20 protein-coding genes are annotated in these 17,137 nt (G+C 35.9%); 7 read left to right on the forward strand and 13 right to left on the reverse strand.

Annotation, left to right across the window (positions count from 1 at the left end; all coding sequences use genetic code 11):
• Positions 1–65: 65 nt before the first annotated feature.
• Positions 66–437 carry a hypothetical protein gene (locus IQI_RS17475; protein ID WP_064093959.1) on the reverse strand — a complete coding sequence of 124 codons (372 nt, stop codon included), beginning with the start codon at positions 435–437 and terminating at the stop codon, positions 66–68.
• A 244-nt stretch (positions 438–681) separates the two neighbouring features.
• Between IQI_RS17475 and IQI_RS17480 the strand changes: the two genes are divergently transcribed.
• From IQI_RS17480 to IQI_RS17490, 3 genes are all read left to right on the forward strand, one after another.
• Positions 682–1,974, forward strand: a complete 1,293-nt coding sequence (locus tag IQI_RS17480) for a YheC/YheD family protein (protein WP_064093960.1) — start codon at positions 682–684, stop codon at positions 1,972–1,974.
• Positions 1,975–2,095: 121 nt separating this feature from the next.
• A complete protein-coding gene (locus IQI_RS17485) occupies positions 2,096–2,833 on the forward strand; it encodes a Cof-type HAD-IIB family hydrolase (protein WP_064093961.1) in 738 nt (245 codons plus the stop codon).
• 113 nt (positions 2,834–2,946) lie between these two features.
• A complete protein-coding gene (locus tag IQI_RS17490; RefSeq protein ID WP_064093962.1) occupies positions 2,947–3,459 on the forward strand; it encodes a CBO0543 family protein in 513 nt (170 codons plus the stop codon).
• A gap of 75 nt (positions 3,460–3,534) precedes the next feature.
• Here IQI_RS17490 and IQI_RS17495 read toward each other — a convergent pair whose 3' ends face one another.
• From IQI_RS17495 to IQI_RS17510, 4 genes are all read right to left on the reverse strand, one after another.
• Positions 3,535–4,020 carry an HIT family protein gene (locus tag IQI_RS17495; protein WP_064093963.1) on the reverse strand — a complete coding sequence of 162 codons (486 nt, stop codon included), beginning with the start codon at positions 4,018–4,020 and terminating at the stop codon, positions 3,535–3,537.
• Positions 4,021–4,059: 39 nt separating this feature from the next.
• The gene (locus IQI_RS17500; RefSeq protein WP_064093964.1) at positions 4,060–4,863 is read right to left on the reverse strand and encodes an alpha/beta fold hydrolase; all 804 of its coding nucleotides are present in this window, start codon (positions 4,861–4,863) and stop codon (positions 4,060–4,062) included.
• A 29-nt stretch (positions 4,864–4,892) separates the two neighbouring features.
• Complete coding sequence (locus tag IQI_RS17505) at positions 4,893–5,354, reverse strand: GNAT family N-acetyltransferase (protein WP_064093965.1); 462 nt, start codon at positions 5,352–5,354, stop codon at positions 4,893–4,895.
• 300 nt (positions 5,355–5,654) lie between these two features.
• On the reverse strand, positions 5,655–7,790 hold the full coding sequence (locus IQI_RS17510; RefSeq protein WP_064093966.1) for an ATP-dependent Clp protease ATP-binding subunit: 2,136 nt from the start codon (positions 7,788–7,790) through the stop codon (positions 5,655–5,657).
• Between the two features lie 223 nt (positions 7,791–8,013).
• Here IQI_RS17510 and IQI_RS17515 point away from each other — a divergent pair, with 223 nt between their 5' ends.
• A complete protein-coding gene (locus tag IQI_RS17515) occupies positions 8,014–9,156 on the forward strand; it encodes a mechanosensitive ion channel family protein (RefSeq protein ID WP_064093967.1) in 1,143 nt (380 codons plus the stop codon).
• Between the two features lie 55 nt (positions 9,157–9,211).
• Here the strand turns inward: IQI_RS17515 and IQI_RS17520 are convergent, their stop codons facing one another.
• Entirely contained in the window at positions 9,212–9,538 is a 327-nt protein-coding gene (locus IQI_RS17520; protein WP_064093968.1) for a hypothetical protein, read from the reverse strand.
• Between the two features lie 119 nt (positions 9,539–9,657).
• A complete protein-coding gene (locus tag IQI_RS20725; protein WP_156509943.1) occupies positions 9,658–9,822 on the reverse strand; it encodes a hypothetical protein in 165 nt (54 codons plus the stop codon).
• Positions 9,823–10,350: 528 nt separating this feature from the next.
• Between IQI_RS20725 and IQI_RS17525 the strand changes: the two genes are divergently transcribed.
• Positions 10,351–10,755 (forward strand): HIT family protein, encoded by a 405-nt coding sequence (locus IQI_RS17525; protein WP_064093969.1) that lies wholly within the window; start codon positions 10,351–10,353, stop codon positions 10,753–10,755.
• A 467-nt stretch (positions 10,756–11,222) separates the two neighbouring features.
• On the opposite strand, the gene IQI_RS17530 is transcribed toward IQI_RS17525, so the two are convergent.
• The 6 genes from IQI_RS17530 to IQI_RS17555 all read right to left on the reverse strand — a co-directional run bounded on the left by IQI_RS17530 (position 11,223) and on the right by IQI_RS17555 (position 15,457).
• Positions 11,223–11,921 (reverse strand): YfjL-like protein, encoded by a 699-nt coding sequence (locus IQI_RS17530; RefSeq protein ID WP_064093970.1) that lies wholly within the window; start codon positions 11,919–11,921, stop codon positions 11,223–11,225.
• A gap of 472 nt (positions 11,922–12,393) precedes the next feature.
• The gene (locus IQI_RS17535) at positions 12,394–12,663 is read right to left on the reverse strand and encodes a hypothetical protein (RefSeq protein WP_064093971.1); all 270 of its coding nucleotides are present in this window, start codon (positions 12,661–12,663) and stop codon (positions 12,394–12,396) included.
• A gap of 119 nt (positions 12,664–12,782) precedes the next feature.
• Positions 12,783–13,469: a hypothetical protein gene (locus IQI_RS17540; RefSeq protein ID WP_064093972.1), complete on the reverse strand. Its 687-nt coding sequence runs from the start codon at positions 13,467–13,469 to the stop codon at positions 12,783–12,785.
• Positions 13,466–14,206 (reverse strand): hypothetical protein, encoded by a 741-nt coding sequence (locus IQI_RS17545; protein WP_064093973.1) that lies wholly within the window; start codon positions 14,204–14,206, stop codon positions 13,466–13,468. The genes IQI_RS17540 and IQI_RS17545 overlap by 4 nt, the downstream gene beginning before the upstream one ends.
• Positions 14,187–15,071 carry an ABC transporter ATP-binding protein gene (locus tag IQI_RS17550; protein ID WP_328585758.1) on the reverse strand — a complete coding sequence of 295 codons (885 nt, stop codon included), beginning with the start codon at positions 15,069–15,071 and terminating at the stop codon, positions 14,187–14,189. The genes IQI_RS17545 and IQI_RS17550 overlap by 20 nt, the downstream gene beginning before the upstream one ends.
• A 5-nt stretch (positions 15,072–15,076) precedes the next feature.
• Positions 15,077–15,457 carry a GntR family transcriptional regulator gene (locus tag IQI_RS17555; protein WP_197489773.1) on the reverse strand — a complete coding sequence of 127 codons (381 nt, stop codon included), beginning with the start codon at positions 15,455–15,457 and terminating at the stop codon, positions 15,077–15,079.
• 197 nt (positions 15,458–15,654) lie between these two features.
• On the opposite strand from IQI_RS17555, the gene IQI_RS17560 reads away from it, so the two are divergent.
• Entirely contained in the window at positions 15,655–16,275 is a 621-nt protein-coding gene (locus tag IQI_RS17560; protein WP_064093975.1) for a DUF4004 family protein, read from the forward strand.
• A 17-nt stretch (positions 16,276–16,292) separates the two neighbouring features.
• A complete protein-coding gene (locus tag IQI_RS17565) occupies positions 16,293–17,084 on the forward strand; it encodes a polymer-forming cytoskeletal protein (RefSeq protein ID WP_064093976.1) in 792 nt (263 codons plus the stop codon).
• Positions 17,085–17,137: the final 53 nt, after the last annotated feature.

Consider the following 17,137-nt stretch of genomic DNA (forward strand, 5'->3'; position numbering starts at 1 on the left):
AAGAATAGAGGAAAGCATAAAGAAGCTTAAACCTTTGACGAATCAAAGATTTAAGCTCTTTTTTGTTACAGTAGGCAAGTTCCGTCCTTTAAAGGACAGCCTAAACTATTATATCCTTCTAGTTCTTCTCTTACTTCTTCATAGTCTCCGCTATTATAAGAATCTTGTACCTTAGCAATAACCTCAGACTCGGTGAGTGGATAAGAGATAGCTGGATGTGCCGCATTCAAAAGTGCTGCAACTCCTGCTCTAGCAACTCCGTTAAAGTCATATCCTTGCAACTTTAAAGCTTCCTTTAACGTAATATCCGGATCATAAGCGTGAATTCCAAATACAGTGTCAAAATCATCTGTACGGGAGTAGCCAGTTGGAGTCCAGTGACAGGCATTCTCGCACTTTCTCCAAAATTTATTCGTACACCCTTGTCGTAAGCCCATTATCATTACCTCCTTTCATAGGAAGATATTTTATACTATGATAGATTTTCCAATGTGGACTAGGTGTTCATGGCTATTCTTGTAAAGATTTAGCGGAATTAATTGATCATGTGTAAAGGACCTACAAATCCGGTAATATAGTCTTTTTTAATTCCAACTCATAGTTTCTAGTGAATTAGTGGATATCCAATGGAAGAAAGCCAGCATATACTATTTAGAACATACAAAGGAAGGTGGGTTATGAATGAGTACTTCTAGTGGAAGATGGAGTCTATATGAAATCTTAAGAGAAGATATAGCTCTTCAACCTTTCTTATTAAATACACAACTTCTCAAGAAAGAGACTTTTTCAACTGAATTATTGGATCTATTCACTATACGACCTTGCTTCGGAGAGGCGAACATCTTTGGTGGCTCTGTTAATCGCGACATCTATCAACTAATCAGTAGAAAGCAAGACGTCACTTTCATCGAGAAATCTCAAGCGTTCCATTTTATACAAGAAATAATTCTCGAAGGGAAAAACGCCATTTTACAAGACTTTCATTTTTTGAATGAGTTTGAAGAGAAGCCCTCTGAATTGTATATTACCGTTCAACTGGAACCTCCTTCCGAATGGAAGGTTTCTGCACTGGTAGAAAAGGAGTCCCCCTCCCTCCTTAAAGGTAATACACTCCTTAGAAGTAGAATGTATGAAGTAGCGATTAGAATGGCTGGAAGACTCCAAGTCTACTACCCCCAATGCCTTACATTCGTTTTGGAGATTGGATTTGTATTGGACAAACTATGGTTACAGGATATAAAACTCCACTATTCCAAAAGCAAATGGAGTCAATATCAAATCATGAAATCCGTTCAAGAACTAACCCCCTATCTTCCGCAAACCCAGTTAGCTACGCCTCTTTCCCTCTGCAATTTTCTATCACTTTACAATGAAGTCGTTCTTAAACCCTATAATGGGCAATGGGGTGCTGGAGTGATTAAAGTGAACAGTCTTTCTGAAGGGGACTATGAGTTGCATGAAAACCGGAAGAAAACCCGCTTTTCAAACAGCTCTGATCTCCTTTTTCACTTAAATAGCCATTACCTCTCGAAAAAGGGCTACATTGTTCAAGAAAACATCCCATTATCCAAAATAGAGCAAAGTCCATTTGATGTTAGAGTGATGACTCAAAAAGAAATTCCTGAAGAACACTGGGAAGTAACCGGCAAGCTCGTTAAGATAGCTATGGATAAAGTATTTGTTACGAATTTAGCTAAATCTCTTATATTTTTAGAAGATGCTTTGAATAGGATTGGGATGAATATGAAGCAATCTATCGATCTGATTGCAGAGTTGGAAACCCTTTGTCTTCTCACTTCTCAGCTTTTAGAAGAACATTTTTCTACAGTTTCCATCGTTGGATTTGATATAGGGATTGATACGTATGGGCAACTTTGGATCATTGAAGCAAATTTATGGCCCGACTTAACCATTTTCAGAATGATTGAAGATAAGAGCATGTATGAAAAAATCAGAGAAAAAAAACGAAAATGAAGTTCAGAGAGAGGGACGGACCTCATGAGGTCCGTCCCTCTCTCTGAGCTAAATCCTACATAAGAATTCCATGATGTATTACACTAATAGTACATTTAGAGAGGACGTGAGGTATTTGACAATGGATATTAAGTTAATAGCATTAGATATGGATGGAACTCTAGTGAATCATGAGGGAGATGTTTCTCCTGAGAATGAACGAGCTATTCAACAAGCAAAAGAGAAAGGAATTCATGTGGTGTTAAGTACAGGGCGTTCCCTTACTAGAGCCAGGGATATTTCTGATCAGTTAGGTCGCTCATCCTACCTGGTCACTGTGAATGGCGGAGAAATATACGATCATGACTATCAATTAGTAGATAGTACTCCACTAGACACGGAGCTGGTAAAACATCTTTGGAAATTAAAACAGGAGCACGATGTGTATTTCTGGTCAACCACTAAACAAGGACTGTTTAATAGTAGAAATCCCTTTGACCAGGAAATTGATACTTATGATTGGTTAAAGTTTGGATACGACATTAAGGATGATGAAGTACGTCAAGTCATTCGGGATGAACTAATGAAAAACGAAGCACTTGAGATTACAAACTCAAGTCCAACAAATATAGAAATTAACCCTGCCGGCGTTAATAAAGCAGCAGCCTTAGTAAAAGTTTGTAAGTGGTTGGATTTATCCATGGATCAAGTGATGGCTGTTGGAGATAGTATGAATGACATTGCCATGATACGGGAAGCAGGGTTAGGCGTAGCAATGGGAAATGCTCAAGAAGAAGTCAAACAGGCGGCTAATTGGGTAACTGGAATAAACACGGATCATGGCGTAGCTCAAGCCATTGATCGAATTCTTACATCTTGAAAAACATGAATGGAAAAAGTTAATATAACTTTTTCCATTTTTTGTTACAAACGTCTATCCTACACTGTAACCGGCCATACTGATAAAAATCGATAGGATAAGGACAAACTCTTATGTATTTACTTTTAATCGTCATCGCCTATATATTAATCGCTATCAAATTCATGAATTGGAGCCGGTGGAAGGAGTATTATCCAACCATCCAATTCTACGTGATCGGGGACCTTCTATATAATTTTGTCTTTTACCATCATACTTTGTGGGCATACAAAGGAGCTTCCTGGAAGTGGCTAAACCATACCTTTATTTCTCTTACCTTTACCTTCACGGTGATTCCCATAGCCCTCATGTTTTTCCTTCAGTACTATCCAAAAGGCAAGAAACGTTTTCTATATTTGTTTCTTTGGGTTCTTTATTTCACCCTACTTGAGCTGTTTTTCTCTAAAATAGGATTATTTGTTTATGATAATGGCTGGAATCTATGGTGGTCTGCCCTATTCAATGTAGTTACTTTCTCTATGATTTCTTTGCATTTTAAAAAACCAGTGGTAGCACTCATCATTTCAGTTCCACTCATTGCGGTTTTGCTATTATTCTTTCATCCTTTGCTTCATGAATTGAAGTAATTTTATTTAAAGGGTAACTCACATCAAAAAGTTCAGTGTCCTGAGGTTCGTCTATATCTCCCAAAGCAACGTGATTTATTTATCCAACTCTTCCTTTAAAGCGTTAATAGCTTCCAGTACCTCTTGAATATTATCCTTATGATTCATCTTGTTTCTAGCATGTAGTAATGACGGTCGAACAGACTCCACTGAACGTCCAAACTCATACATCCATTCGTACCTTGGAACCATCCAGGTATGGAAATGATGAGTCGTATCTTCGTTGTAAAAATAATAAACATATTCAATTCCCAATACTTCTCTTTGAGCCTTTCTTATCTTAGTTAAAAGAGTGATGTAATCAATTTTTTCAGCTTCTGTTAATTCATCAAAGCATTTAATATGCCTTTTAGATGCTAAGATAATCAACCCTTTAATTGGATAAGCAACGTCCTGATGGGCGTGAAAGTGCTCCGTTTCTATTACCACACCCCCATCGGGTTCAATGAGTCCACTGGTTAAGGCACAGCTTAAACATTCTACGTCTACTGTTTCTCCGTTTGATAGTGTTATTTTTCTCATGTTTTTTTCTCCTGGCTGGTTAAGTATTTTTTATGAATATTAACTTATTAACCAATCTTTGATTAGCTCTTGTACTATTTCACGTTTTTCTATTTGAAGCATATGACCTGCTTTATTTAAAACGACAAATGTGGCATTAGGAAGCTTTTCTAGAAGAAAATAGTGATCTTTATATCCACAGATTGAATCTTGTTTTCCTACTATTATGAGAGCAGATTGAGAAAGACTCTCTAAACCTTTAAAGGGTTCTTCAGAAAGGAAATAGCCATTTTCTCTCCAATTTGATGATAGAAAATCTTTATTGGCTAGTGAACGTCCAGGTTGAATTTCATCTAAAAAGCATTGAATACTTTCTTCGCTTTGATCGTTCATCAACGTTTCAAATGCTCTTTTAATATCAGGATCCAATGTATTTAATAATTCCTCATCCTTTTTAAAAACCATTTTTTCTGGAAGATTTCTTTCTTTTAGATGGAGTGCAGTAGCCATTAAACAAATACTCTTAACATTATTTCGTTTTTGACGCAAAATTCCTTGAGCTAAATATCCACCATATGAAAAACCAATAAGAGAAAAATCTTCGTTCGGTATGGTCTTATCAATAAATTCTAAAATATTTGAAAGCATATCATCTGAAGAGCTGAAATGATTGTCAATTAAACTTCGACCATGAGCAGGTAAATCTATGTATATTCTCTGAAACCCTTCTATATCATTAAAGATTGGCTCAATCCATGTCTTCATGGACCTGTGGTCTGTCCCCATTGAATGCAATATTACGATTGGAAAGCCATTTCCGACAACTTCGTAATAAATACTTCCTTTTGTAACTAAGCAATTCATACATTTTTTCTCCACTTCTATATTCGATTTTAAAGGGAATATCTTTTCTGCAAATCCATATTCATTTCAATCTCGTTATCAGTTTGTTCTACCCTTTTAAAACCTACTTTTTCATACACGCAAATGGCTGCCTTGTTTTCTGAATCCACAACTAATTTAATGTTGTTAAGTTTACGATTATAGTGTTCAATGCCAAACTCTATTCCTTGATTGACAAATTTCACTCCTAAACCTTTACCTACTAAATCAGGTTTTAAAGCCAATCCTATTTCCATAGTCGATCCCTTTATATTAAACTCAAATAAACCGGCAGCCTCGTTGTCTATGAATGCTACAAATCCATCGCAGCCTCCGGGGCCAATCAACGTTCCAGACTTCTCAAATGAATTAAAATAAGGGGTCATTAATACTTCTTCAATGAAACCTTCATAATTCCAAGAATCAATTTCTTTTACATATTCCATAGTGATAGGTTTAAAAATGAAATCCATTTGCTTTAGCTCCTTTAGCTGAAAAATATCGCTTCGTTATTGAACAAGTACTCGAATACTTATCCGTTACTTTGGTCGGTTAATCCATATGAATCAGAGGTTTATCCGTTACTTTGGTGGATTTATACGTAAAATTCATAGATTTTCCCGTGAATGCCTCCCATTTTTGCGTATCATTGTGAACAACGATAATGATTCTAATTAAAATTTAATGGGATTAAGTTTTATTTTAGCATTAAATTCCATTCTCTTGGCATTCTTACATAAAAAAGAGAGGCCTTTTGAATGGCCTCCCTTTTTTTATATTTTAGTAACTACGATTTCATTTTCATTTAGTGAAACTCTAACATTACTTACGTTTTCTTCTTCTAATAATAAATCTGCGATCTTATCTTCCACTCTTTCCTGGATGACACGGCGAAGTGGTCGCGCACCAAATTCAGGGTGGTAGCCAAGATCAACTAACTTCTCTTTTGCATCCTGTTCAATTGTCATTGTAATGTTTTGCTCCGTTAACTCTTTTTGTAAATCCGTTAACATGAGCTCAAGGATTTGAAGTAATTGATCCTTATTAAGGGAATCAAACTCAATGATACTGTCAAAACGGTTTAAAAATTCCGGCTTAAAGTACGCACCAAGAGATTGAAGAATCGTTGTTTCTTTTATGGCATCGGTGCCACCGGTGTCAAACCCTACGACTGGTGCTTCTTTATCTGTCACTCCAGCATTACTTGTCATAATAATGACTGTTTCCTTAAAGTTCACTGTTCTACCCTGACTGTCTGTTAAACGACCGTCTTCAAGGATTTGCAGGAACATGTGCTGAACATCTGGATGAGCTTTTTCAATTTCATCCAGTAAAATGATGGAATAAGGATTTCTTCTTACTTTTTCAGTTAATTGTCCTGATTCTTCATGACCTACATAACCAGGAGGTGAACCAATCAGCTTAGAGACAGAATGCTTCTCCATATATTCACTCATGTCTAATCTAAGCATGGCATCTTTTGATCCGAATAGTTCTTCCGCAAGGGTTTTGGTCAGCTCCGTTTTCCCTACACCAGTTGGCCCGACAAATAGAAAGGTTCCAATTGGACGGTGCTTTGCTTTTAACCCTGCACGACTTCGACGGATTGCTTTCGATACTTTCTTCACGGCTTCTTCCTGGCCAATAACGTTGTTTGAAAGATTCTCTTCCAATGACTTCATACGTTTGCGGTCATCACGGTGAAGCTTTCCGACGGGAATACCTGTTTTTGCCTCAATAATCGTTTGAATTAATTCTTTTTCAACTACAGCCTTACTGTTGTCTCCATTTGAGTGTAGTTGTTTTTCAATCTCAGTTTCCTGATCCCGCAGAATCGCTGCTTGTTCATAGTTCTCTTCTTTCGTGGCAAGTTCTTTTTTGGCTTTTACATCATTTAATTTCTTATGAATAACTGAAATGTCTTTTCCTTCAAATTGGAGATTCATTTTAGATCCAGCTTCATCTAATAAATCAATGGCTTTATCTGGTAAGAAACGATCTTGAATATAACGGTGGGACAAACTTACACATGCTTCAATGGCCTCATCTGAAAATTGCACACCATGATATTCTTCATACTTTTCTTTCAGGCCTTTTAAAATATTGATTGATTGTTCGATTGACGGCTCGTTTACCATAACTGGCTGAAAACGACGTTCAAGGGCTGCATCCTTTTCAATTTGTCTGTACTCTTTTAACGTTGTGGCTCCAATCACTTGCAGTTCGCCACGAGCTAATGCAGGTTTTAAAATGTTGCCTGCATCCATAGATCCTTCAGCCGAACCAGCACCCACCAGCTGATGGATTTCATCAATAAATAACATGACATTTTTCCGATTTTGAAGCTCACTAATGATGGCTTTTAGTCGCTCTTCGAAGGAACCACGTACTCCTGTACCTGCTGTTAGAGACGCTACATCCATGACATAAACCTCTTTATTGATTAATTTTGATGGTACAGTTCCTTCCACAATTTTAAGAGCTAACCCTTCTGCAATCGCTGTTTTCCCTACACCAGGCTCACCGATAAGAACGGGATTATTTTTATTGCGACGGTTTAAGATTTCTATCACACGCTCAACTTCTTTATCTCGACCAATCACGGGATCAATCAGTCCCGCTTTCGCCGCATGAGTGACATTACGACCAAATTGATCCAGTATTCCGTTTCCACCTTGCCCGTTTTGGGTATTTGGTTCTTGTGGATGTTTATTTTGAAACCCTTGTGGTTGAGTACCGCCCATGCTTATTCCTTTAAATAATTCATCAAAAGGAAAGCTTGATGTTGGTATTTTTGCCTGCTGCTCCTTAAAGCAGCTTGAACACATACGCATGCTCGCTTTCTGTCCATTCAGTTGGGTATATACTTCTACGGTAGCTTGATTATGCTGACATACTTGACATTTCATCAATACATAACCTCCTATATATCATCTTATTTACAGCAATTATCTAAAATTTTTTTAAGGTCTTTTTGACTTTGACTTTCTTTGACCTTATAAACCAAGTATACTTTGACCTATTTTGACTTTCAAGATTTTTGCTTATGGGAATTTTCGGTAACGAAGGAAGCATTGAAGGTTTTTAAAATGATACAATAAAGGTACCCATTGAATTTTTGGAGGTGATAAGATGGTTTCCAACATTTCGTCAGAAATTGTCATGGATGAATGGAACCATTTGTTCTTACATATTAATTGGTTGGATATTCTATTGTTTTTTGTTTATGTTTTGCTCATCTTTTTGGCAAGATGGATTATTCTTTATTTGACAAAAAAGATTAAATCAGAGAACCATCCCTTTTTGAATCAAGTAGAATCACTGACCAGGTATATCCTGAACTGGGTGACAACTTATGGCATCCTTCTCTTTATGCTGTTTTATTTTTCTGAATCGAATTGGCTGACGAAGGAAATTATTTCAATTGGTAATGTGAAAATTACGATCTTTCTTATCATCATTGCTATTTTAATTATTTCTTTAGCAAACAGAGCGTCGAATGTAATCACTAAATATATTTTACCGAATGTGTATCGTCGATATCACCTGGATCGTGGGATTCAGTTTACGTTTGATCGGATTTTTCATTATAGTGTGATGGTTATTGCCTTTGTTGTCAGCTTAACGACTGTCGGGATAGATCTTAGTGCCTTAACTGTATTTGCAGGAATGCTTGGTGTTGGGATTGGGTTTGGCTTGCAAAACATTGCTTCGAACTTTATCTCAGGAATCATTTTATTATTTGAACGTCCCATTAAGGTAGGGGACCGTGTAATAGTAGATGACATTATTGGGGATGTTGAGAGAATAAATATGAGGGCAACAATCATCAAAACCCTGGATAATGAACACATTATTGTCCCAAACTCATATTTTCTTGAAGAACAGGTGGTCAATCGTTCATATAGTGATCCACGATTACGATTGGTTATTCCTATTGGTGTCGCATACGGAACGGATGTAGAAAAGGTACGAGAACTCCTTTTACAGGTTGCAGAGGAGGAAAAGAGTGTCTCTGATACAGTGTTACTCTATCCAAAGCCCTTCGTTAATTTCGTAGGATTCGGCAACTCTTCTTTAGACTTTGAACTGTTTGTATGGATAACAGACCCTAATCAAGTGGTTGTGATAAAGAGTAATATTAATTTTAGAATCAATAAAATACTCGCTCAACATCAAGTTGAAATTCCATTTCCACAACGAGATTTACATATTCGAAGTGTTGATTCAGGGATTATGAAGGGCGTTTATAAAGATGCTAATGATCATGAGTGAGACTTATATGTACGAAAGAAAAGCTGGGTTAAACTAACCCAGCTTTTCTTCATCTTTACCACATATCTGTGGGATCAATACCATATTTCAGGTATTCTCTCATTTCGCTTAACTCTTCCTTGATTTCTTCTATTTCTTCTTGATTATTAGTTGAATCTTGATTTAATACTTTTTCAACCATAGGAATTACATTCATCAAATTCGATAAGACTTCTGATGATGTACCTTCATTTTTTTTGACTAAATCTGCTAGTGTACCTCCTTCTAATAAAGGAGTAAGAGACGTTTTAATCGATTCTAAATTAAAAGATTTCCCGTTTTGTTTTGCATATTGTGTTACTAAACTCAACAGAGCTTCTGCTGGATGTCTTTGATCACTCATTTCAGAATTCCTCCCTTCTTTTCAAATCTAGCTTTAAAAGAATAGTGTTTTTTGAAAGGATTCCTTGAAAGCAGCTTTCACTGTTTTCAAGGAGAATAGATACTTCCATTGCAGGTAGATTAGCTAATCGCTCCAACAACTAAAAGAATCAGCAACGCAATTCCTACAATAATGGCCGCGATAATATCAATTCCTAGTAGTACGATAAAAGCTACTAGCAACAGAACCAACAGTAGGCTGAAGAAATCGAATTCCTCTCTTGAATGACTATTCGTATAACTCATAACCTATCACCTCTCTTATTCGAGATTGGTAAAACACCTTACATAGCTATCCTATGCCTGTCCTTCTAGTAATGTTTATTATAGGAGTCTAGAAACTAGTAAAATAGTAAAGAAATTTCTATGGGGACAAAAAAAAAAGAGAGGATCTCTCTCCTCTCTTCTTTACTATACTAATTCACGATTCAAAATAGGTTGCTTCATTACGGAATTTTTTATCCGCGCCTTCTCCACCTACTACATACAGACTATCAAACAAGACTGATTCACTACTCATCTTTTGACACCTTTACACCTGTATTAGTCGTCATGTCCTTTCCTTGATCATCCACTCGATACTCCTCAAGCTGTTCTTCTTTACGATTACCTTTTTGGCGTTCACTTCCCATTTTTTCATCCCTTACTCACATTATGTAAGTCATTCTGATTGACTATTACCCCAATCATTCACCAATAAACACTTATTGGAAGTATGAAAAATTATGATATATTAGTAGCGATAATAAGTATTTTTAAAGAAGGAGGGAAAGTATGCAAATTCATGAACAATGCCCGTTTTGCAACCCACACAACGATCCAGACCAACATATTATTTTTGAAAATGATACATGTTACTTTCTTCAACATAATCACCAGCAAAATGTCCTTGAAGGCTGTGGAGTCATTGTTCCAAAAGAGCACCGTCAAGACGCATTCTCTCTTACCAAAGAGGAATGGACTGATACATATGATTTATTGCAGCAAGCAAAAGAATATCTGGACAAGAATTTTGCAGCAGATGGATACACCCTAGGCTGGAATGTTGGGAAGGTATCGAATCAATTTATTTTCCACAGTCATTTTCATGTAATCCCTCGATACAACGATGAGCCCTTGGCCGGAAAAGGGCTTCGTTATTGGATTAAGCAACCTGAAAACAAGCGTCCAAAAAAATAATGCTCAGAGTTTTCTCTCTGAGCATTTTGATGGATCTTATGACTTAATGAAACTCAATGAGCTCACCAACTATATAATCTTGCATCCTTTCTTTTCCTTTTTCTGTAGCCAACGTAACTGTTATGACTGCAGAACTAAATGCTTTAATTATTTCATCTTCACTTAAACCCTTGGCATAAAAGACAAATTCATTGGTATACATATTATCTTGTTCTGTCCCTTTCCCATACCAGTAACGCTTTTTATCTCACTTTTTCCAATCATCGGGGAATTCAACTTAATGAGACTGTAAGATATCTTTATCCTCCACCTTAGAATTAACGAGGAATTTTCGAAAAACCTCTCTTGTTGGATTGTCCAATAAGCGAAGAAATGGTTGCGTTATGCGCAGTCAATAAAACAATGATATTTGCAAAAAATGATCAGCATCTGAAGCCTCCGACCATTTTTTTGCTATTTTTATTCAATTAAGGTTTATTTAATTCACGAATTAATTCTTTATCTTCCTCACCAACTCGAACCGTTTTGGATGTATTCTTACCCAATGTCTCGATTGAAATTGATTTCTTGTGATCTACTGTAATTTCATATTGACCATTTAAATCAGTATATAACACTTGAAGAGATGTAATGTTGTAATTTCCCCTTAGACTGTCTATTATTTCTTTTGTAAGTTTTGCAGGCATTTTAATACTGTCCTCAGAAGCAATCTTCTCTCGGTTAATAATGCCTAAAAGATAAATTTTTTGATAAAGAGATATCCCCTTTGAATATTCACCATTAGCAAAAACTGAACTATACAATCCCGCGCTTGGTGGCAACTCAATATTATCTACATATGAATTTTTTAACTTATTGTAATCATATTGGAATTTATTATTAATATCGTTTACTAGTTTCTTATCAATGATTAGATTATTTAAAAGGTCATAGGAAAATTCGTTTCCCAATTGAGGTAGGTAAACTTCATAGGATGAATTTTCAATATTATATTGTGGTTCGGGGATACTTTCATTAAAGTCATATACTTGCTCCACGTAATCAGTTATTTTTGCTTTTGCTATATAACTACCAAAAGGAATACCATTAAATATAGAGTAGAAAAAAATAAGAAGAAAAGAAAAAATAAGTGTTATTATAATTTTGAAAATTCGTTTTTTAATCATAAAGTCCCCCATAATATATTAGCCAGTAATACAACACCAACCATTTAAAGTTATTTGAATCGTCCTCACTTTAGGGTAATTTTACACTAAAAGAGTAATAAATACTATTATTATTTTGAGTTTTTAGATTATTGACTATATTATTACTGATAGGCCGTTGTGAGAACTGCCCTATTCTTTTAGTTTCTAGCGATAAAGAGTATTAAGGAGGGCAAATTTTAATATTTAACAAAGATTAAGAAAGAATCATGCTAAATTTGCCGTTTTCGCCTAATTTTCATGAGGGAATTTCTTGCGGGACAAGATATATTATCAACTTTTGAACTTTTATTTTTAACTTTTGAGGATTTATTTTCAACTTTTGAACTTTTATTTTTAACTTTAAATATTGCGTTGGTTTTATTATGAAGTAAAGGGTTATATAAGCAACTATCAAAATTTATTATCAACATACATTGTTTATTGGCAACTATCAAAGTTCAACCAGAACACCCAAAACACTCCCAATAAAAAACAACGGTGGTAGTGCGCTCAACATCAAACCATATTTAGCGTACGCCGAATGAAACGAAAGGATAGCACCGACTAACCATACTAGAATGATGACTAGGAATTGCGGAAGAACAAACACACTGTCTGTGTAATTTTCACCTATTCCTCCTGATGCAATAAATAGAGTAATAGGAATCGTGATAATGCCTGTTATAATCAAATGGATCATTCGATATATGTTAAATCTCATTTCATCACTCCTTCATTTTTTGACTCTAGCATTTTTTACCATTAATATCCAATCTCTTTTTCTCATAAAAAAATATGCCTGACCCCAAAGGGAATCAAGCATTATTTTCTCAAACATGACTATTCGATAAACTCAATATCTCCCTCTACCTCTACTCCTTGTGGAATACTCAAAAGCAGTAGATCTCCACCCAATGAAGACCCGTATTCGTAATTGTCTTGGGAATCATTTTTAAATTGATTCGTAATAAATTCATTCGTAAAGCTGGCAAGCTTTATTTCAACATGTTCCGGATCGTGAACGACTAATTGATTATCATAGAACGTAATAGTCGGTGAAGATAGTTTATCCGTCACATCTATTCGGTGAACAATGGATTTTGATGTGTAATAATCCACCTTTATTCTTTGGTCATTAGACTCCGTTCTTTTCGCTAATATGAACATATTTACAGTGAAATTGGAAATCGTTAATCGGGATTCATCCACCTTAAACTCCCATTCCTTTTTTAAAACCGTTCCTTCCCCTTCTTTAATCTTTCCATTCATTGCATCTTCAAAAAAAGCTTCTCTGTCTTTATTTAACTGCTTGATTTCTTCATCAGTTAACTTTTCCCCATAGGCTGATTCCTTTTCTGGTAATAGATAAGCGATGGGAACCGATACGATTAAAATACAAAAGTACGCTATGAATATCCATTTAGTTTTCCAGCCAGTAAACAACCCGCCTTTTCTGTAAATTACAGGGATGACCAATGCAAGGACAATAATGAACAGAATGGGTAAGAATGCAACAAGAATACTCATGACCTTACCTCCATTCGATTAGTCAACATCGTGACAAGTCCCAGCAGAGGAATCACGGTTATGAAGATTTTCACCAGGAAGATGAGAAAAGAAGATTCTCCTGCAAATACCAGCCCAATTTCAGCTAAGGTAATATCCTTATTCAGCAATTGCGACATTAAAAACATACTTCCAAATAGAAGGGCAGGGATGAGAATAATAAAGATCTTACTCATCTGAACAAGCATCCCACACGTATAGCCGAAACTTGCAAAGAGAAGTAAATAAAGGATCAGACCGAAGAATCCCCAAATGGAGATTTGGAACACACTCTCCGTTACAATGTCTCCTTTAGTAATAAAGAACATGATCACTTTTAGAGTATAACCTGCTAAGAACGTGGTGATGGCTCCTACAATACTCGCTGTTATTAGAAATAGAATCGTAGACAAATGACTTGTGAATCGATTCGTCACAAAGGTAAAATCATCCTCACGATAGGCTTTAGTAGTCGTTACAATCGAGATAATAAATGCCCAGATCATCATAAAACCGATGATTAAGTTGACGGAATACAGATTCACTTCATATGAAACAATGGCACTGCCACCGCCACCCATTCCCATACCACCTAAGGAAAACAGGAGTGCCAACAGTTGTATAACAATCATCGATGTGTAAACACCGCGATAGGCCTTTAGTTTATAGAAAAATTGTTTCTTTATAACATTCCATGGCTTACTCTCTGTTAAAAACATCATCGATCCCTCCTTTTGATTTACTTGTGAGATAGACACATACATCCTCTGCTGATACAGAAGAAACTTCTAATCCATTACTCTCAAAATCACTTTCCCTACCATCTCTTTTCACCACGGCAAATACCCGATTCATTTCCATAGATCTGTGATGAATGACTTCTTTATTTTTTATCCACTCGTTTACTGCTTCCGTCTTACCACTCACTCCGACAGCATAGGTTCTTAAATCTTCAATAGGCATGTGAAGGCACTTTTCTCCATCTTTTAAAAGAAGAATATCTTCTAAAATGTCTTCTACCTCATTTAGCAAATGACTCGATAAAATCATAGTCCGAGGGTAGGCAATATAATCTTTTAAAAGAACTCTGTAAAAATCCTTTCTTACGGCTGCATCCATTCCAGTCGTTGGTTCATCAAAAATAGTTAATGGACATCTTGCAGAAAGACCAAAAATCATATTAAAGGTGCTTCCCATTCCTTTTGAAAGATTTGCATGATATTGGTCAGGATCAAAAGAGAAATACTGAAACAGCCGCTGGGCAAAATCCATATCCCAATTTTCATAAAAAGAGGCTCCCATTTCTAATAATTCCCCGAGAGTAAGGTATGGGGAAAAGCTTAACTCATCATCTACATAGACCATATTGGCTGAAACCTTTAAGCTATTAAAAGGATTTTCAGAAAATACATTGATTTCACCCGAGGATTCCTTTGTATAACCTGCCATCATTTTCAATAAGGTGGTTTTGCCCGCCCCGTTCCTTCCTATTAGACCTGTTATTTTATTTTCACCAAGTGTAAATGAAAGATTGTTTAGAGCTTTTTTATTTCCATATTCTTTCGTTAATTCACGACATTCCATCACATTCACTTTTCTTCCCCCTTTTTCATTTCCAGTTTGAGCATCTCAAGTAACTCCTGTTCAGACACATGTAAAAATGAGGCTTCTTTCACTAAATCTTTTATAAGAGAAGCTAAGGTCTGATTTTTCCTTTTTGAAAGAATGATTTTTTGAGCTTCTTCTGATACAAACATCCCAAGCCCCCTCTTTTTATACAAAACGCCTTCATCCACCAACATAGTTAACCCTTTACCTGCTGTTGCCGGATTGATATTATACATTTCTGCCAACTGGTATTGAGAGTAAACCTTTTCATGGGCCTGAATCTCATCACCTAATATCTCTGTCTCTATCCACTCTGCAATCTGTATATAAATAGGCTTCATGCTATCAGAGTTAAGAATCAAACGTACACCTCCTTAAAATCCACCATAGTGCATTACTGTTGTAATGTACTATATAATAATTGGATGAATATTACAATAGGTTTATGCCTAATTTGTGAAAATTTTCTAAAAAGTCCTTTACTAACGTAACAATGTTCTGTTAAAGTAAGAGCAAGAAGCGTAACAATGTTTTGTTACAGAAAAGAGGTGAATGAACATTGGAAGGAAATCTCATTTCAAAAAAAGAAGTATTAGAGCTTACTGGGATTTCTTACGGACAGCTTTACCGGTGGAAACGAAAGAACATCATACCAGAGGACTGGTTTATTAAGAAATCCAGCTTTACTGGACAAGAAACGTTCTTTCCACGTGAGAAAATGCTTTCTAGAATTGATAAGATAAAGGAAATGAAAGATACCTATTCACTAGACGAATTATCGGATTTCTTTTCGCCTAACCCAACAAAGATCGAACTGAGCATAGAAGAACTACGGGTACAAAATCTTATTTCAGAAGACACACTTACGCTTTGCACTCCCCTTTTATCCAACATAGACTCACTAGAATTTCCAGACATTTTAAATATGACCATTGTAGAAAAGGTTTCCTTAACAAAAAAAGATCAAGAGAGAGTTTTTCATTTTCTAAAAGAGCATTTTGATCCTCTTAAAAATCCGGCTTATCAATTAATCGGTTTGCGTAAAGGACTAGAGGTCATATGGTTGCTACTTCCACCTCATACTCCTTTTTCAACGGATGGTGGTACAGAAATAAAGCTCGATTTACTTCAAATAATTGAAGAATTAAAAACAACATTATCAAATGGGGAACGTCCCTAAAAATAGGAGGAATTAATATGAATACCGCGGAAAAACAAGAATTACACGATTTAAAGATTAGTGGATCTGGCAGCTCAGGTGGAGGACAATTCAATAAAGTGAAAATAAGCGGCAGTGGCAAAATCTCCGGTGACATTGATTGTAAAGAGCTTAAAATCTCTGGTTCAGGTAAAATTAACGGGAACATCAAAACAGGTTATATGAAGTCAAGTGGTTCTTCCCATATTCACGGGGACTTGAAGGCTGAAAAAATCAGTATAAGCGGCAGCTCTAAATTTGAAGGCTCAATTATGGCCGCTACCATGGAAGTCAGTGGATCTAGTAAAGTCTCTGAAAATCTTATTTGTAAGGATTTTAAAGCGAGCGGCTCTTGTGTCGTACAAGGAAAACTTCAAGGTGAAAACGTAAAATCATCGGGCTTATTAAAGGTTCTTAAAGATTGTGAAGTCGAAACCTTCACTTCACATGGGGCAGTGACCATAGATGGCTTACTAAGCGCTGATAAAGTAGATATTCAATTGGAGCATCAATCTTCCATTAAGGAAATTGGTGGTGAAACCATTGTAGTAAAGAATCAAAACTCTACAAGACTTCTAAAGCAAGTAGTGAACTTCTTTTTCCAAAAGGATGATCATCTTCATTCAGACTTAATTGAAGGTGACGAAGTGTATCTTGAAAATACGAAAGCAAAGCTGGTTCGTGGGAAAAACGTGGTCATAGGAGAAAACTGTGAAATTGAAACAGTAGAATACTCTGGTTCTCTTGATATAAAAAAGGAAAGTAAGGTTCAGAATCAAGTGAAAATGTAGCTGGATATTTCTTTATGGCTCTAGAAATAGAGCCTTTTTTTATGAAAAAATGA

Source organism: Rossellomorea aquimaris TF-12 (genome assembly GCF_001648555.1).
GTDB lineage: Bacteria > Bacillota > Bacilli > Bacillales > Bacillaceae_B > Rossellomorea > Rossellomorea aquimaris.

What these genes read in the sequence shown, in the direction of transcription:
- IQI_RS17480 (WP_064093960.1), top strand. Translation starts at nt 682, where the DNA reads ATGAGTACTTCTAGTGGAAGATGGAGTCTATATGAAATCTTAAGAGAA.
- IQI_RS17535 (WP_064093971.1), bottom strand. Translation starts at nt 12,663, where the DNA reads ATGAGATTTAACATATATCGAATGATCCATTTGATTATAACAGGCATT.
- IQI_RS17525 (WP_064093969.1), top strand. Translation starts at nt 10,351, where the DNA reads ATGCAAATTCATGAACAATGCCCGTTTTGCAACCCACACAACGATCCA.
- IQI_RS17475 (WP_064093959.1), bottom strand. Translation starts at nt 437, where the DNA reads ATGGGCTTACGACAAGGGTGTACGAATAAATTTTGGAGAAAGTGCGAG.
- IQI_RS17485 (WP_064093961.1), top strand. Translation starts at nt 2,096, where the DNA reads ATGGATATTAAGTTAATAGCATTAGATATGGATGGAACTCTAGTGAAT.
- IQI_RS17490 (WP_064093962.1), top strand. Translation starts at nt 2,947, where the DNA reads ATGTATTTACTTTTAATCGTCATCGCCTATATATTAATCGCTATCAAA.
- IQI_RS17510 (WP_064093966.1), bottom strand. Translation starts at nt 7,790, where the DNA reads ATGAAATGTCAAGTATGTCAGCATAATCAAGCTACCGTAGAAGTATAT.
- IQI_RS17520 (WP_064093968.1), bottom strand. Translation starts at nt 9,538, where the DNA reads ATGAGTGATCAAAGACATCCAGCAGAAGCTCTGTTGAGTTTAGTAACA.
- IQI_RS17500 (WP_064093964.1), bottom strand. Translation starts at nt 4,863, where the DNA reads ATGAATTGCTTAGTTACAAAAGGAAGTATTTATTACGAAGTTGTCGGA.
- IQI_RS17495 (WP_064093963.1), bottom strand. Translation starts at nt 4,020, where the DNA reads ATGAGAAAAATAACACTATCAAACGGAGAAACAGTAGACGTAGAATGT.
- IQI_RS17545 (WP_064093973.1), bottom strand. Translation starts at nt 14,206, where the DNA reads ATGTTTTTAACAGAGAGTAAGCCATGGAATGTTATAAAGAAACAATTT.
- IQI_RS17550 (WP_328585758.1), bottom strand. Translation starts at nt 15,071, where the DNA reads ATGGAATGTCGTGAATTAACGAAAGAATATGGAAATAAAAAAGCTCTA.
- IQI_RS17530 (WP_064093970.1), bottom strand. Translation starts at nt 11,921, where the DNA reads ATGATTAAAAAACGAATTTTCAAAATTATAATAACACTTATTTTTTCT.
- IQI_RS20725 (WP_156509943.1), bottom strand. Translation starts at nt 9,822, where the DNA reads ATGAGTTATACGAATAGTCATTCAAGAGAGGAATTCGATTTCTTCAGC.
- IQI_RS17505 (WP_064093965.1), bottom strand. Translation starts at nt 5,354, where the DNA reads ATGGATTTCATTTTTAAACCTATCACTATGGAATATGTAAAAGAAATT.
- IQI_RS17540 (WP_064093972.1), bottom strand. Translation starts at nt 13,469, where the DNA reads ATGAGTATTCTTGTTGCATTCTTACCCATTCTGTTCATTATTGTCCTT.
- IQI_RS17565 (WP_064093976.1), top strand. Translation starts at nt 16,293, where the DNA reads ATGAATACCGCGGAAAAACAAGAATTACACGATTTAAAGATTAGTGGA.
- IQI_RS17515 (WP_064093967.1), top strand. Translation starts at nt 8,014, where the DNA reads ATGGTTTCCAACATTTCGTCAGAAATTGTCATGGATGAATGGAACCAT.